Consider the following 14,592-nt stretch of genomic DNA (forward strand, 5'->3'; position numbering starts at 1 on the left):
ACTGGTGTCAGGCCCTGGCAAGCCGGTCCACCAGCAGTTCCACCCTCCGCTCCGCGTCCCCCGGTGGAAGCCGCCCCGCCCGGGTCAGGGTCGCCAGCCCGTGCAGGGCCGCCCAGAACACCTCGGTGAACAGTGCCGGGTGGACGCCGTCCCCGGCGACCTCACCCAGGCTCTCCAGCAGGGCGGCGAAGGCGTCCTTCAACGGCTCCGGGGTGTCCTCGTCCGCGAACGGCAGGCCGCCGTCGAGCTGGAAGATGGCGTCGTAGACCGCCGGGTTGTGCTCGGCGAAGTCGAGGTAGGCGCGGGCGAGGGCGGTGCCCCGGGCGCGCGGGCCGTCCGCTGTGGAGGCTGCGGCCCGCAGGACCACGGCCATCTCGGCGGCACCCTCGAGGGCGACGGCACCGATGATCTCGCGCTTGCCGCGGAAATGGCTGTAGAGGACGGGCTGGCTGTACTCGATGCGCTCGGCGAGCCGACGCGTGGTGACCGCGTCCCAGCCCTGCTGCTCCGCGAGTTCGCGGGCCGTCGCCACGATGAGACGCTCGCGGCCCGCCCGCTCACGCTCCTTGCGTTCCTGTACCGACATAACCCGATCCTAGCATCGCTAGACAATCGAGCGGCAGTAGTACTAGCGTTGCCTCATCGCCTAGCAACGCTAGATCTCAGGAGGGGTCATCATGCTCAACGCACTCGAGGTCTTCACCACCGTGGTCGTCGGCGTGATGGTGGGGGTGGAGTTCTCCGTCGCCTTCTTCGTCAATCCGATCCTCAACGGCCTCCCCGGCGACAACGGCCTGCGCGGCCGCACCCACGGGGCCCGACTGCTCGGCGCCGTGATGCCGTTCTGGTACATCGGCTCGCTCGTCCTCAGCGTGGTGTGGGCCGTCGCCGGATGGGACCACCACGGCGCCGGACTCGTCGTCACCGCCGCCGCGCTGCTGATCCTGAGCGTGGTCATGTCGATCCTGCTGCTCGTCCCGATCAACAACCGGGTCAAGACGTGGACCGCCGACGGCCTGCCCGAGGACTGGAAGCAGCAGATGAACCACTGGGACCGCTTCCACTACGTCCGCGTCGCCGTCATCATCGCCGCCTTCGCCCTGCTGGCCGCCGCCCTCGCCTGAACCCGCGGGCCAGGACCGCGCCGCTTCCTTCGGAGCGTCGATCGCCGGTCGGGCGTGTCATCGGCCGGCGCCCCGTAGGCATCCACCGAGGGCCTTCATCCGGAGGCCCTCATCGGCCTGAGGTTAGGGTGGCCGATGTTCCCCCACACCGGACCGGAGTGCCCTGTGCCCGAACCTCTGACCGTCGCCGTCGCCCAGCCCCGCTGCGCCGGTCCGGACGTCGCCGCCAACGCCGTGTTGCACGCCGAGGCGGTGCGGGGCGCCGGGGCCCGCGTGATCGTCTTCCCCGAGTTGTCGCTCACCGGATACGACCTCGCCGCACCGGCCGTGGCGGCGGACGATCCCCGCCTCGCCCCGTTGATCGACGCCTGCGGCAGCACGGGATCGACCGCACTGGCCGGCGCCCCTTGGCAGGACGTGGACGGACGCGAGTACATCGCGATGCTGGCCGTCACGGGCGAGGGCGCCGAGGCGGCGTACGCCAAGATGCACCTGCACGGCGCCGAGGGGATCCGCTTCACCCCGGGCGACAAGCCGGTGGTCTTCGAGGTGGACGGCTGGCGGCTGGGACTCGCCGTGTGCCGGGACGCCGCGGTGCCGGAGCACGCGGCGCGAACCGCGGCGCTGGGCATCGACGCGTACGTCGCCGGCACGCTCTACGGCGAGGGCCCCGAGCAGTCCGCCCGCCGGGACGCGCACATGCGGGAGCGGGCGCAGGCGCACGGCGTATGGGTCGTACTGTCGACCGTGGCGGGACAGAGCGGGGAGTACCAAGAGACGTCCGGCGGCTCCGGGGTGTGGTCCCCGAACGGTTCGCCGGTGGCGCAGGCGGGCTCCGCGCCCGGCGAGGTGCTGACTGTCATCCTCGGCTGACCGTCTTCCTCGCATGACCGTCGTCCTCGGCTGACCGGGCGCCGCTCCCCGATCCGGACGAAAGACCTTGACTCCAGCCTCCGTCTCCCGGTCCACCGGGTCGGTCGCCTCCGCAAGGAGTACACCGCTCGGCCGCAATGGAGGCTCCCCCGGGCGGGCTCAGTCCGCCAGCCGCAGGCCGAAGGTGTCGGCCAGGCCGTCGGCGCCGTCCTCGGTCACATGGACGACCCGGGGGCTGGAGCCGTACCGCAGCCAGCGCAGTGCGAAGAGCCGGGCGGTCAGGGCCGCGCCCACCGCGCCGGCGAGGTGGTGGCGCTGCTCGCTCCAGTCCACGCAGTACCGGATCAGCGGGCGGCGGGCCGGCAGCCGGGCCAGGTCGACACCGAACCGGGCCAGTTCCTCCAGGCCGGTCTCGGTGAGCTGGTAGTCGACGTCGTGTCCGTATCCCCTCGCGCCGTCGCGCACCGCTGCGTCTGGCCGGTGGGTGCCGTCGTGTCCGACGAGCAGACCGGCCTTGAGCAGGGATTCCAGCAGGCCCACGCCCAGTTGGCCGGCGAGATGGTCGTAACAGGTGCGCGAGCGGCGCAAGGCGCCGGCGGTGCTGCTCTCGCGCAGTGAGGTGACCGGGAGGGGCGGCGCGATGACGGCCAGGGCTTCCAGGGCGAGGCAGATGTCGGGGCCGGCCAGGTTGTAGTAGCGGCACCGGCCCACGCTTTCCATGGTGACCAGGCGGGCCTCGACGAGTTTGCCCAGATGGGCGCTCGCCGTCGCGGCGCTCACGCCTGCTTCTGCGGCCAGCAGACCGGCGGGCAGTGCGCGGCCGTCACTGAGTGCCTTGAGCATCCGGGCGCGGGAGGGATCGGCGATCAGGGCGGCCGCCCTGGCGATGTCGGGCTGGTGGTGGATCTGGTCCGGGTGCCGACCGGTCGTCGTCCTGGTCATGCGGCCAGCCTAGTGCGACGACACTTCGACGGAGGACGAAGTATTGCGGCCCGAGACTGATCACATGACCTCCACGGATCCCGCTCCATCCCCCTCGCACGCCCCTGTCGCCCCTGCCGCCCCCGCCCGGGCGGCGCCACCGGGGCGGTCGTCCCTCTCGCTGCCGCCTCTCATCGCGCTGAGCCTGGGCTACTTCCTGGTGATGCTCGACGTCACGGTCGTGAACGTGGCGGTGCCCTCCATCGAGGACTCGCTGCACGCCGGTGCGTCGGACATGCAGTGGATCGTCGACGGCTACAGCGCCTTCTTCGCCGGACTGCTGCTGCTGGGTGGCGGACTCGGGGACCGTTTCGGGCACCGCACGCTGTTCCTGACGGGCCTGGGGGTCTTCGCGGCCGCTTCGGTGGGCTGCGGGGTGGCGCCCTCGGCGCAGGTCCTGATCGCGGCCCGGCTGGCTCAGGGTGCCGGGGCCGCGCTGCTGGTCCCCGCGTCGTTGGCCCTGCTGCAAGCGGCCTACCCCGACCGGGCCCAGCGTGCCAGGGCGGTCGGCCACTGGGGGCTCGTCTCGGCCGTCGCCTTCGGTGCCGGACCCGCGGTCGGCGGGCTGCTCGTCTCGGGCTTCGACTGGCGTTCGGTGTTCTGGGTGAACCTGCCGGTGGCCGCGGTGGCGGTGCTGCTGACCCTGCGTCATGTGCCGGCTCCCGGCCGGCGCGCCCGGCCGGGCCGGATGGACCCGGCCGGTCTGGCCCTCGGCGTGGTCGGGCTGCTCGGGGTGGCCGGTTCGCTCAACGAGGCGGGGAGCGCGGGGTGGTCGTCGCCGGAGGTGCTGACGCTGTTCGCGGGGGGCGTGGTGTCCCTGGCCGCCTTCGTCACCGTCGAACTGCGTCTGGAGAAGGGCGCTGTGCTGCGGCCGGAGGGCAGGCGGCCGCTGCTGCCGCTGTCGCTGTTCCGCGAGATCCGGCTCACGGCGACGAACCTCATCGGCCTGCTGCTCAGCTTCGGCTACTACGGGATGCTGTTCGTGGCCACGCTGTACTTCCAGCAGGAACGTCGACTCAGCCCGCTGAGTACCGGGTTCGCCCTGCTGCCGTCGGTCTGCATGGGCTTCCTCGCGGCACCGCTGTCGAGCCGCCTGACCGCCCGCGGCGGTCCGTATCTGCCCATGGCCGGCGCGCTGGTGCTCGGGAGCGCCGGTTTCCTGGGCTGGCTGGTGGCCGGCCCCGACACCTCCTACCCGGTGCTGCTCTTCGCGCTCATGGCGACGGGTCTGGCGACGCCCGTCACCGTCGTGGCCGCCACCGTGGCCATCATGGAGGCGAGCCCGGCGGACAAGGCCGGTGTGACGTCGGCGGTGTTCAACGTGTCCCGACAGGTGGGCAGCGCCGTGGGCGTGGCCCTCTTCGGCACCCTCCTCGGCGCGGCGGGCGGCATGATCGGCGGGCTGCACGCGGCGGCGGTCATCGCCTCGGCGGCGTTCCTGCTGGCGTCGGTGACGGCCGCGGTGGCCGGGCGCCGGGCCGCTCCCGCCCGGGCCCGCTGAGGCCGCCGGATCCTCCCGGGCCCCCGCGTCACTCCCGAGCCCCGCGTCACGGCGTCACGGCGTCACGGCGTCACGGCGTCACGGCGCCACGGCGCCACGGCGCCACGGGAGAGGGGACGCGCCCGTCGATCCGACGCCGCCTCGGTACACCTGACCGGCACACGTCGGTCACGGGAGGACCGCACGCCGGGTCCGTCGCAGGCGCAGGTGCCACCACCCTGCGCGACCGTCGCGAGGAGTGGATCCGGCTCGGTGCCTGCGCCGGACTCGACTCGCACCGATCGCTGGAGTCTCCGGAGTCCCGCGACCGGCGTCGGATCGGGCGGCCGGGCTCGTCCGGTCCGCCCGGCCCGTACCGGCGGTCGATGCGCTTCCCTGGTCTTCGGGGCGGACGGGTCAGCGCAGTCCAGCGAAGAGATCGTTCTCGGGCACGGCCGCGCCGGTGGCGTCCTGGACACGTACGAAGGTCTCCATGCCCATCAGCTCGCCGAACCGCTCCTTGCCCATCTTGAGGAAGAAGATGTTCTCGCCCTGACTGGCGTGCGCGGCCAGCGCGTCGAACTTCTGGCCGCTGAACGGAGTGGTGTCCACCCATGTGGTGATCTCGTCGTCGGGCAGGCCGATCTTGGCCAGCGCGGCGGCTTCGGCCGGATCGGGTTCCGGCATGTCCTCGTGGAACTCGCGCATGATCTCGCCGAACCGCTGCATCGACGAGCGGGGCATCGTGGTCCAGTAGACCTTCGGGGTCAGCTCGGTCATCTCCAGCGCCGCCATGGTGATGCGGTGGGCCTGGATGTGGTCGGGGTGGCCGTAGAAGCCGTTCTCGTCATAGGTGACGACCACATCGGGTTGGTAGTGCCGCATGAGTTCCGCGAGCCGGGCCGCCCCTTCCCGCAGGGGGGTCTGCCAGAAGGAACCGGGGGCGTCGTTGCTCGGCCAGCCCGTCATCCCGGAGTCGGCGTAGTCCAGCATCTCCAGATCGCTGATCTTCAGGACGTCACAGCTCGCCTCGAGTTCCTGACGGCGCATCAAGGCGACCGCCGCCGGATCGTGCCCGGGTTCGCCCGGCTTGACACCCCCCGGTCCGTCCCCGCAACCGCCGTCGGTACACGTCACGAGAACCGTGCGGATGCCTTCCGCCGCGTACCGCGCGAGGACCCCTCCGGTTCCGGTGGCCTCGTCGTCGGGGTGGGCGTGCACTGCCATGAGCGTCAAGGGCCGGTCGATCATGAAACGGTTCCTCCTGCGGAAGTACGTCTGGGTCCGGATGCGCGGCGGGCGTACCGCGATCCTGGGGCCCGGATCCCGGCGGGGCCGACGACCTTACGGTCCGCGTGCCCCGGCCGTGTGGCGCCGGTCCCTCTGTCGATGCAACCGTGCCGGCCGGGCCGGCTGTTCCCGGCGCTGCCCGGAAACGATGCCCGGCGTCGGTTCACCCTGGGTTCTGTGTCAGCAACGAGGGTGAGGCCGGCGCCTCCGTCATCACTTCGACGGATGCCGCGAACCGCTCTTGGAGCAGAGGAATCGCCGACTGGACGGGACGACAGTTGGCGAAGAAGACGGGAAGGCGGCACAGGGCCCACCCGGACGGTGAAAGGCGCAGCACATGCCCCGCGGTTCCTGAATCACTGACCGCGCTCGTCCCGCGGCTCGACGTGGCGCGCTCGTGACGATCGGCGCGGCCCTGGCAGCCGGCACGGTTCTGGTGGCCGGCCCGGGGGCGCAGGCCTTCGACGGCATGCCCTCGACGGAGGGTCCCGCTCGGCAGAGGGGTCCCGACCGGGGGAAGGATCCCGCTCGGCGGAACCGGTCATGCGGAAGCTGTCGCCGGCCGTCACCGCGCAGCTCGACCACGCCATCAAGGACGTACTGAAGACCACGAAAACGCCCGGTGTGACGGTGGGCCTGTGGGCCCCGGGAAAGGGCAGTTACGTGCGGGCCTTCGGCACCGCCGACGAGGCGACGAACGCGCCGATGTCGCCGAGGTTCAACATGCGCGTCGGCAGCGTGACCAAGACCTTCACGGTCACCGCGCTGTTGCGCCTGGTCGACCAGAAGAAGGTGGGCCTGGACGATCCCGTCTCGAAGTACGTACGGGGCGTCCCGGAAGGTGACCGCATCACGCTGCGTCATCTCGCGCAGATGCGCAGCGGTCTGTTCAACTTCACCGAGGACCCGGACTTCGGCAGGCCTTCGTGGCCGATCCGAACCGGACCTTCGCCCCCTCCCAACTATTGTCCTACGCCGTCCGGCATCCGGTCGCCTTCATCCCCGGCAGCGCGTTCCAGTGCAGCGACACCAACAGCCATCGGCTGGCGGGAGGCAGGGACGTGGTGCTGGTGACCCACGGCAATCTCATCCGCGTCCTGACCGTCCGATGGCTCGGTCTGCCCGGCGCCGCCGGCGCGAACCTGGCACTGTGCACCGCCCCCATCGGACGTCTCGCCCTGTACGACGCAAGGCCCAGCCTGCTGGGATGGAACTTCAGCCCGACGTTCGACATGCCCCTGGCTCCCCCACCGCGGACGCGCCCCGCCCCGGGCGACCCGGTCGTCCCGGCCACAGGGGAGCCAAGGGGTTCGTGATCCTCCCGCGCCGCCGGGGTGTCGCTACATCTGCGGGACGATCCCGAGCTGGCGCAGGATGCCGAGTTCGTCGGGCCGACCCCACCGCTCGACGATGCGTCCGCCCCGGATCCTGAAGATGTTGGTGCCGTGCAGGGTCAAGGGGCGGCCTTCGGCCGGGGCCGGTACCCCGAGCAGGTCACCGCGTTGCGTCCCACCGGCGGTGAAGTGCTCGACGACCAGGTCGCCCTCGGCAATCATCAGCTGCGGCTCGCTGTGCCAGTCGGGGCACGCCTCCCGGAACAGCGCGCCGGCGGAGCGGATGCCCTCACGGTCGGCCGGCGCGTTGAACGGAGGGTCGTGGTCGACGAAGTCCTCGGCGAGGTACTCATCGACCGCGCCGAGGTCGCCCTTGGTGAACAGCGCGTCGATGAAGGCGCGCACCAGGTCTTTGTTCTTGGCGAGGGTGGTTTCCGAGGTACTCATGGCCTCAGTCTCGCCATCCACAACCTGACACAAACCGGGTATTCCGCCTGTTCACCCCGCTGCATCGCGATGGCCCGCTCCGTGCCAGGGGTCCCCGGACGGCCGACCGCCGAGGAGCGGTTCACCGAGAGACAGTTCTACGATCCCCGTTCATGACGACTCCCGACTGTTTCGCGTGCGGCAAGGAAGCGGAGTTCGACGACCTGCCGCCCCGTGAGTGCGTCGCGCATGACGAATACTGGCGGGTGGCACACGCCTTCAACACCGTGGTGCCCGGCTGGCTGGTGCTGCTGCCTCGTCGGCACGTCGCCGCGGTGCATGACCTCACCGACGCCGAGGCATCCACCCTGGGAATGTGGCAGGTCAAGCTCTCCCGGGCCCTGCGGGAGACGACCGGTTGCGCGAAGACGTACGTCGTGCAGTTCGCCGAGGCCGAAGGCTTCGCGCACGTGCACTTCCACATCGTTCCGCGTAAGGCGGATCTGCGGCCCGAACATCGCGGGCCGGGCGTGTTCGAGCTGCTTCGGCGTCCGGCGGCGGAGCACGTGACGAACGACCGGGCGGACGAGATCGCCCGCTCCCTCCGAGCTCGACTTCATGACCACCTGAAAATTCGGTGAGCCGATCACGATGTCGCGTCCACGGCGATCGTGCACAGTCTCTTGGTGGCGCGCGTGAGGGCGACGTACAGGTCACGCTCGCCGCTGGGGCGGGCCGTGGCGATCTCCTCCGGGGCGACGATGACGACCGCGTCGAACTCCAGGCCGCGGGCCTCGGAGGCCGGTACGAGGCGGGCCCACCGGGCGAGACCCGCGGACGCCAGCTCCTCGACCCGGTCGTCCGCGCAGATCACGGCGAGCAGTTCACTCGGGTGGGCCTCGTTCTGCTCCCGGAGTTCCTCGGCCACGGTGGTGGTGATGGCGTGCGGTGTCGCGGTGAGCCGCCGCGGGGACTCACCGTGGCGGATCGAACGGCTCGGTGTCTGTCCGGGAGCGATCCGGGACAGGAGGCCGTGGGTGGTCTCCAGGATCTCCTGTGTCGTGCGGTAGCTGACGGTCAGTGTGTGCAGGGCGAACCGGCCGCCGAGATGCGGGCCCAGCGCCTGGGACCAGTCGCTGGCCACCGTCAGGGCACCCGCCTGGGCGTAGTCGCCCACCAGCGTCATCGACCTGGCCGGGCAGCGGCGCATCACCATCCGCCACTGCATGGCGGTCAGCTCCTGGGCCTCGTCGACCACGACATGTCCGTACGACTGCTCCGGCGGCCCGTCCACCAGGGCTGCCGCCTCGTCCAGCAGGGGCAGATCGGCATCCGTCCACGGGGCGTCAGGAGGACGGACCAACCGGGCACGTTCGTCGCCGGTGAGGGACGCCAGGTGCCTGGTCATCATGCGGGGGTCCACCAACAGGGTCCGTACGAGCCCTTCGGGCGTCAGTCGCGGCCAGAGGGATTCCACCGCGCTGTCGACATGATCGTCGTCCATGAGGTTCGTGCGGGCGGTCTCGGCGTCGAACACCTCGGCCGGGTCGGCGGCCGGAGCGTCGTCGAAACCGAGCGCCCGCAGGTCGGACGCGGCCGCGGCATCGAGATTCATGCCGGTGCTCTCGGCGACCTCGGCGTCGATGTGTCGCAGTGCCTCGACGGCGCCGCGCTCCAGGGCACCCGTGACCGTGCCGATCAGGTGCTCCTTGAACACCTCCCGGGCACGGTTGTGCGCCAGACCGCTCGCCGTCGCGGCCTCCCGCGCCGCGGCGACGTCCACGCTCTCCAGACGGACCTGCTCCTGCCCGACCCGCACCGTGAAGCCGCTGCCAGGGGCCTGCCGGGAACGGACCAGGTCCGCGAGCGCCTCGGCCAGCGCGGAACTCCCTTTGAGGCGCGCGACGTCGAACGGCTCCGCGGCCCCGGGCACCACCCCGGCCAGCTCCTCGCAGGTCGCCAGGAGCACATCGTTCTCCCCCAGCGAGGGAAGCACCTGGGACACGTAGTCGAGGAACCGCGTGTTCGGCCCGAGGACCAGCACACCCCGCGCGGCTGCGCCCGGGAACGCGTACAGGACGTATGCCGCCCGGTGGAGCGCGACCACGGTCTTGCCCGTGCCGGGGCCGCCCTGCACCACCGTCACCCCCCGGTGCGGGGATCGGACGATGGCGTCCTGCTCCGCCTGCAGCGTCGCCACCGCCGAACGCATCCGTCCCGTACGCCGTGCCTCCAGCGCCTCGGTCAAGGGACTGTCGCCGACGACGTCGTCGGTCGCGACCGCGGATCCGTCCAGGACCTCGTCGCTCACCGTTCGTACGGCACGGTCCTCGACGCGAAGATGACGGCGCCGCCGCAGCCCCATCGGATGGACGGCCGTCGCCTCGTAGAAGGGCCGCGCCGCGTCCGCCCGCCAGTCGACGAGCAGCGGTACATCGCGGTCGTCCACGTGCAGCCCGACCCGTCCGATGTGCAGGGCGGTTCCGTCCCCCCTGTCGATCCGGCCGAACGCCAGCCCCTCCTCGGCCCCCTCCAGCCGACGGAGGCCCCGCGCCAGTCGCTCCGCGGCCGCGTCGCGCTCGTACACCTCGCCCGCGCTGTCGGCCCGCGACCTCAGCACATCGGCCAACTGCGCGCGTACGTCCGCCAACCGCTCGTCGAGCAGCCCGTACATGGCGGCCACGTGAGCCTGCTCCGCCTCGACCTGTTCTGCGGCACCCTCATTGAACGGCGGCAACAGCGGTCCTCTCCTCGAATCGACCCTCCACTATGCAGTCACAGTTCCCTGGTGTCGCAGTGGGCCCTCGGCCGCGACGGGCCTGGGCGGACGCGGCGGCCGGAGGAGAGGTGTGCCAAATCCTGCGGGAAAGTGGGCAGCGCCGCACGTCGAGACGCTCGCCGTACGCCCGTCTCGCCGCACGCCCCTACGGCCCGGCGTGTCAGTGCCGTCCGCCATGATCTGACCCATGAACGACATCGAGACGGCTCCGCCTCCGCCGCCCCCCATGCGGGACAGTCACGCGATAGGCGGCGCCCTGGGGGGTCTCGTCCACGTCCCGGAAGGCTGGAGCTTCGGCACCTTCGAGGACATCGAGCGCATCGGACGCTACATCGAAGGCAGTCGGGCACTCGATCCGGGGCAGCAGGAGGTCCACCGGTCACCGGAGGGCACCTGGCCGGAAATCATCGCCAGTTGGGCACCCGATCCGAGCGGACGGAAAGTCCGGCTTCCCGGATCCGGCACCTGGACGGACGTCGTGGGACGCACGGGCGGGCTCGCCCTGCGCGCGGCGTCCCCAGCGACCCGGCCGGAGCGCCGCGAAGTGGTGCTCCGCTTCCTGGAGATGTGGGCGGGCACGCCGTTCGCCGATCCGGCCTACCGCTTCCGCGTGGGTCGGCTCGCCGGACCGATCTCGTTCAACGCCCGCGACCATCAAGGGGTTTCCTTCGGACTGCACCTGCCGGGTGCGCGCAGAACCCTCTACTTCGAGGCCGTTCTGCCCGGTGGTGAGGCCGCCCCGCGCCCCGAGGCGCCGCTGCACGTCGTGGACCGCCGGCACGCGTGGGGCGCGCCCGAGCAGCTACGGCGCCTGGTGGAGCTCGTCCGCGAGCGCGGCCCGGTCGACTGGGCCGCGGACGCGGTACTCGCCCTGAGCGAGGCGACCGGGCTGAGCCGCCCCGCCGCGGCCCTCGTCCTGGCCGGCAACCCCGGCGCGGTCAGCTACTACAAGCCCTGCCTCGACCAGCACGAACGTACCGTGCTCGGCTTCAAGAACGGGGAACTCGACTCGGCGCGCGAAGAGTTGGCGATGCTGGGCGACTCGGGGCGAAGCGCCCTGCTCGCCGAGGTGATGCCCGAGGACCCCGCGGACCTGTGGGAGCCGGGCGGCCTGGTCCGCGTCGCGGAGCGCGCCGCCGCGGCCTGGGCACGGCAGCAGGGCGCCCGCCCGGCCCCGCCGTGGAGCACCTGGCAGGCCGCGGTCGCCCTGGAGACCCGGATGCCGGCGGCCCACCTGTGCCATCTGTTCCTCGCCCCGGCGAACTCCGCTGTGCCACCGGACTTCCTCCCGGGCGCCCGGCCCGGCCCGCCCGAGCAGCCTGTCCCGCGGACCCCGTGGGACATCACGCGCCGTTACGAGGCCGACTTCCTCGTGGACGCCGTCTTCGCCGGCCTGGCGTGGGCGTACTCGGACCTCCCCGCCGGGGACCCCGTGCGCGAGGGGATGCCCGAAGTCGTCCGCCATCTGCGCGAGTTGCTCGCCGCGGGCGACGCCGCGGCCGGGCTGCTCAACGAGAGCATGGCCCGCTACAGCCTCGGGAACCGGCGCTCCGACTGGCTCACGGACGGCTCCGGCGACCGCGTCACCGCCCGGGTCGCCGCCGGCGATCTGCCTCCGGGCCGCTACGAGTCCGACCCGCGCGCCTGTGTCCCGGACCTGGTCGCCGATGTCGTCGCCACCCTCGGCCTGTCCGAGGACGCCGCCGCCCTCTTCCTCCAACTCCTGCTGCTCCCGGCCCCGTCGGACCGCAATGTACGGCGCTGGAACGCGTGGACCCCGGCCCGCCACAAGGCGGCCGCGGCAGAGCTGACGGTGCGTGCCCTGGTGGTCGAGGACCGCAGGGCCCGCGCGGGACGCACGATCTTCCTGCCCGGGCCGTGGGCGCACGCCAAGAAGCCTCTGCCACCGATGGAGACCTGGAAAGTGCCTCTGATCGGGGCGCAGTTGCATTTCTCCGGGGACGAGGTGCGGGCCTTCGAGCTCCTGCCGGACACGCTTCCCGCGTTGTTCACCGAGGCTTGGCGGCGGGTCCGCGGGGGTCAGGGGCCGGTGGCCTGACGAGCGGGGGCGTACGGCGGCCCTGACGACTGCCTGCGCCCGCGCGCGGCGGGCCTGACGACCGCCTGGCGGCGCCCAGCGATCCACAACCGTCGGCGGGCGGCGGTCGCAGCCCCTCTCGCCGCGGTGACGTGGCCCCCCTGTGGCCACAGTGCTGCGCAGGATGGCCACGCGTGACAGATTCATGACGTGTGCATGTAATGCCTTTCCGATCGCCGGACACGGAACCCAAGGTCGCCGTGTGGCACCGACCCGAGTGCCACGCATGGTTCGGCGGGGATCCCCACCAGGATTCCGCGCCCGATCGCAAAGGACCTCCCCACATGGCAGCAGTACGCACCATGAAGCGGCGCATCGCCGCGGCGATCGCCACAACGGCCGCCGCGGCGACCGCAGTCGGCGCGCTTTCCGCCCTCCCCGCCCAGGCCACACCGGCCGAGGGAACCGTCTTAGGGGCGAACTCCTCCGACGCCGTTCCCGGCAGCTACATCGTCACGCTCAAGAAGAACGTCGGCTTCAAGGCCACCGCCCCGCGCGGAAAGAGCCTGGTGGCCGAGTACGGAGGGACCGTCAGGCGGACGTTCACCTCCGCGCTCAACGGCTACGCCGCCCGCCTCACCGGCGCCCAGGCCAGAAGGCTGGCGACCGACCCCGACGTCGCCTCGGTCGAGCAGGACCAGGTCGTCCACACCCTCGGTACCCAGACCAATGCTCCCTGGGGTCTGGACCGGATCGACCAGACGAACCTTCCGCTGAGCGGCACGTACACCTCTCCCGACGACGGGGGCAGCGGGTCGACCGTGTACGTGCTGGACACCGGTGTGCGGATCACCCACCAGGACATCGCGGGCCGCGCCTCCTACGGATGGGACTTCGTCGACAACGACGCCACCGCACAGGACGGTTACGGCCACGGGACGTTCGTCGCGACCGTCGCCGCCGGGACCACTTACGGCGTGGCCAAGAAGGCGAAGATCGTCGCCGTACGGGTCCTCGGCAACGACGGCTCCGGCACGACCGCCGGAGTCATCGCGGGCGTGGACTGGATCACCGCCAACCATGTGGCCAACTCCGTCGCCAACGTCTCCCTCGGCGGCGGCGCCAGCACCTCGCTGGACACCGCGGTGAAGAACTCCATCGCCTCCGGGGTGACGTACTCGATAGCGGCGGGCAACTCGGGCGCCCTGGCGTCGAACTACTCCCCCGCCCGGGTCACGGAAGCGCTGACCGTCGGCGCGACGACGAGCACGGACGCGCGGGCGAGCTACTCCAACTACGGCTCCAGGGTGGACATCTTCGCCCCCGGCTCCGGCATCACGGCGGCCTGGAACACCTCCGACTCGGCCACGTACACGGGCAACGGCACGTCGTTCGCCGCCCCGCACGTCTCCGGGGCCGCCGCCCTCTACCTGACGGCCCACCCGGGCGCTTCCCCCGCGACCGTCGGCAGCGCGCTGGTCAACGGCGCGACCAGCGGAGTCCTCAGCGGCATCGGCTCGGGCTCCCCGAACAAGCTGCTGAAGCTCATTCCCTGAGCAGGGAGATCGGCGCTGGAGGCAGGAAGCTCGGCCGGATCCTCCGGTCGAGCTTCCCGCGCTCCCGGGCCGGCGTCGAGGCGTCGGGCAGGGCTCAGTTCCGTACGGCGCTGGTCAGCGGGGCCAGTACGTGCCATCCCACCGTCTCATACAGGGCTCGGCCCTCAGGTGTCGCGACCAGCACACCTGTCGTGGCCCCCTGTCCGGCCGCGACCTCGGCAAGCTTGTACATCAACAGGCGTCCCAGACCCCGGCGTTGATGAGCGGAGTCGGTCTCGACCTGGTCGACGACATAGGCGGAGCCCGTGACGGCGACCTGACCGCGTGCGGCGAAGGCGCCGTCGGCGGAACGGACCAGGGCACGGGTGAGGCCGGCCCTGGTCCAGGTGTCCAGCCGGTACCCTTCGGCGATTGCCGGTGGGGCTTCGGCGCGGGCCGGGCGCGGAGGAGCGGACATCAGGAAACCGGGTCCGCCGGCGAGGGACCAGCCGGGCCCGAGCCAGGACGTGACTGTCTCCGGCGGCGTGGGCGTCTTGAGCCAGACGCCGGGGGCGACCGTGTTCTCGGTGATCTTACGGACGACCGTTTCGTCGGTGGCCGACAGAACATGGCGCACGACGTGCCCGGGCAGTCCGACGTCAACGGTGAACCCCCAGGCGGCGGGCACAGGTTCGGCCGCACCACGCGAGACGGCCCACCCGTGAGTCCATG

General features: G+C 71.7%; 14 protein-coding genes. 8 read left to right on the top strand and 6 right to left on the bottom strand.

The features are described 5' to 3' along the window. Positions 1-7 precede the first annotated feature (7 nt). Positions 8-586 carry a TetR/AcrR family transcriptional regulator gene (locus ACIQ7M_RS28130; RefSeq protein ID WP_403649515.1) on the bottom strand — a complete coding sequence of 193 codons (579 nt, stop codon included), beginning with the start codon at positions 584-586 and terminating at the stop codon, positions 8-10. Positions 587-677: 91 nt separating this feature from the next. On the opposite strand from ACIQ7M_RS28130, the gene ACIQ7M_RS28135 reads away from it, so the two are divergent. Together ACIQ7M_RS28135 and ACIQ7M_RS28140 are read left to right on the top strand one after the other, a co-directional pair. Further along, positions 678-1,124 carry an anthrone oxygenase family protein gene (locus ACIQ7M_RS28135; protein WP_386978406.1) on the top strand — a complete coding sequence of 149 codons (447 nt, stop codon included), beginning with the start codon at positions 678-680 and terminating at the stop codon, positions 1,122-1,124. Positions 1,125-1,289: 165 nt separating this feature from the next. Continuing rightward, positions 1,290-1,997 (top strand): carbon-nitrogen hydrolase family protein, encoded by a 708-nt coding sequence (locus ACIQ7M_RS28140; RefSeq protein ID WP_403649519.1) that lies wholly within the window; start codon positions 1,290-1,292, stop codon positions 1,995-1,997. Between the two features lie 159 nt (positions 1,998-2,156). On the opposite strand, the gene ACIQ7M_RS28145 is transcribed toward ACIQ7M_RS28140, so the two are convergent. After that, entirely contained in the window at positions 2,157-2,939 is a 783-nt protein-coding gene (locus ACIQ7M_RS28145) for an ArsR/SmtB family transcription factor (RefSeq protein ID WP_403649522.1), read from the bottom strand. A gap of 64 nt (positions 2,940-3,003) precedes the next feature. Here ACIQ7M_RS28145 and ACIQ7M_RS28150 point away from each other — a divergent pair, with 64 nt between their 5' ends. Continuing rightward, positions 3,004-4,479 (top strand): MFS transporter, encoded by a 1,476-nt coding sequence (locus ACIQ7M_RS28150; RefSeq protein WP_403649525.1) that lies wholly within the window; start codon positions 3,004-3,006, stop codon positions 4,477-4,479. A 396-nt stretch (positions 4,480-4,875) separates the two neighbouring features. On the opposite strand, the gene ACIQ7M_RS28155 is transcribed toward ACIQ7M_RS28150, so the two are convergent. Beyond that, positions 4,876-5,709: a PIG-L family deacetylase gene (locus ACIQ7M_RS28155; RefSeq protein WP_403649528.1), complete on the bottom strand. Its 834-nt coding sequence runs from the start codon at positions 5,707-5,709 to the stop codon at positions 4,876-4,878. Between the two features lie 582 nt (positions 5,710-6,291). Between ACIQ7M_RS28155 and ACIQ7M_RS28160 the strand changes: the two genes are divergently transcribed. Then, a complete protein-coding gene (locus tag ACIQ7M_RS28160; protein WP_403649531.1) occupies positions 6,292-6,822 on the top strand; it encodes a serine hydrolase domain-containing protein in 531 nt (176 codons plus the stop codon). Further along, positions 6,810-7,064 (top strand): histidine phosphatase family protein, encoded by a 255-nt coding sequence (locus ACIQ7M_RS28165; protein ID WP_403649534.1) that lies wholly within the window; start codon positions 6,810-6,812, stop codon positions 7,062-7,064. The genes ACIQ7M_RS28160 and ACIQ7M_RS28165 overlap by 13 nt, the downstream gene beginning before the upstream one ends. Before the next feature lie 24 nt (positions 7,065-7,088). Here the strand turns inward: ACIQ7M_RS28165 and ACIQ7M_RS28170 are convergent, their stop codons facing one another. After that, a complete protein-coding gene (locus tag ACIQ7M_RS28170) occupies positions 7,089-7,529 on the bottom strand; it encodes an ester cyclase (RefSeq protein WP_389841887.1) in 441 nt (146 codons plus the stop codon). A gap of 152 nt (positions 7,530-7,681) precedes the next feature. Between ACIQ7M_RS28170 and ACIQ7M_RS28175 the strand changes: the two genes are divergently transcribed. Beyond that, positions 7,682-8,149, top strand: coding sequence for an HIT family protein (locus tag ACIQ7M_RS28175; RefSeq protein ID WP_403649537.1), 468 nt, complete (start codon positions 7,682-7,684; stop codon positions 8,147-8,149). Between the two features lie 5 nt (positions 8,150-8,154). Here the strand turns inward: ACIQ7M_RS28175 and ACIQ7M_RS28180 are convergent, their stop codons facing one another. Further along, positions 8,155-10,182, bottom strand: a complete 2,028-nt coding sequence (locus tag ACIQ7M_RS28180) for a HelD family protein (RefSeq protein WP_403649749.1) — start codon at positions 10,180-10,182, stop codon at positions 8,155-8,157. A 292-nt stretch (positions 10,183-10,474) separates the two neighbouring features. On the opposite strand from ACIQ7M_RS28180, the gene ACIQ7M_RS28185 reads away from it, so the two are divergent. Together ACIQ7M_RS28185 and ACIQ7M_RS28190 are read left to right on the top strand one after the other, a co-directional pair. Then, positions 10,475-12,346 carry a hypothetical protein gene (locus ACIQ7M_RS28185; RefSeq protein ID WP_403649540.1) on the top strand — a complete coding sequence of 624 codons (1,872 nt, stop codon included), beginning with the start codon at positions 10,475-10,477 and terminating at the stop codon, positions 12,344-12,346. Between the two features lie 323 nt (positions 12,347-12,669). Next, entirely contained in the window at positions 12,670-13,881 is a 1,212-nt protein-coding gene (locus tag ACIQ7M_RS28190; RefSeq protein ID WP_403649543.1) for a S8 family peptidase, read from the top strand. Positions 13,882-13,975: 94 nt separating this feature from the next. Here the strand turns inward: ACIQ7M_RS28190 and ACIQ7M_RS28195 are convergent, their stop codons facing one another. Beyond that, positions 13,976-14,548, bottom strand: coding sequence for a GNAT family N-acetyltransferase (locus ACIQ7M_RS28195; protein ID WP_403649546.1), 573 nt, complete (start codon positions 14,546-14,548; stop codon positions 13,976-13,978). Positions 14,549-14,592: the final 44 nt, after the last annotated feature.

Origin of the sequence: Streptomyces sp. NPDC096324 (assembly GCF_044763015.1) — a bacterium.
GTDB lineage: Bacteria > Actinomycetota > Actinomycetes > Streptomycetales > Streptomycetaceae > Streptomyces.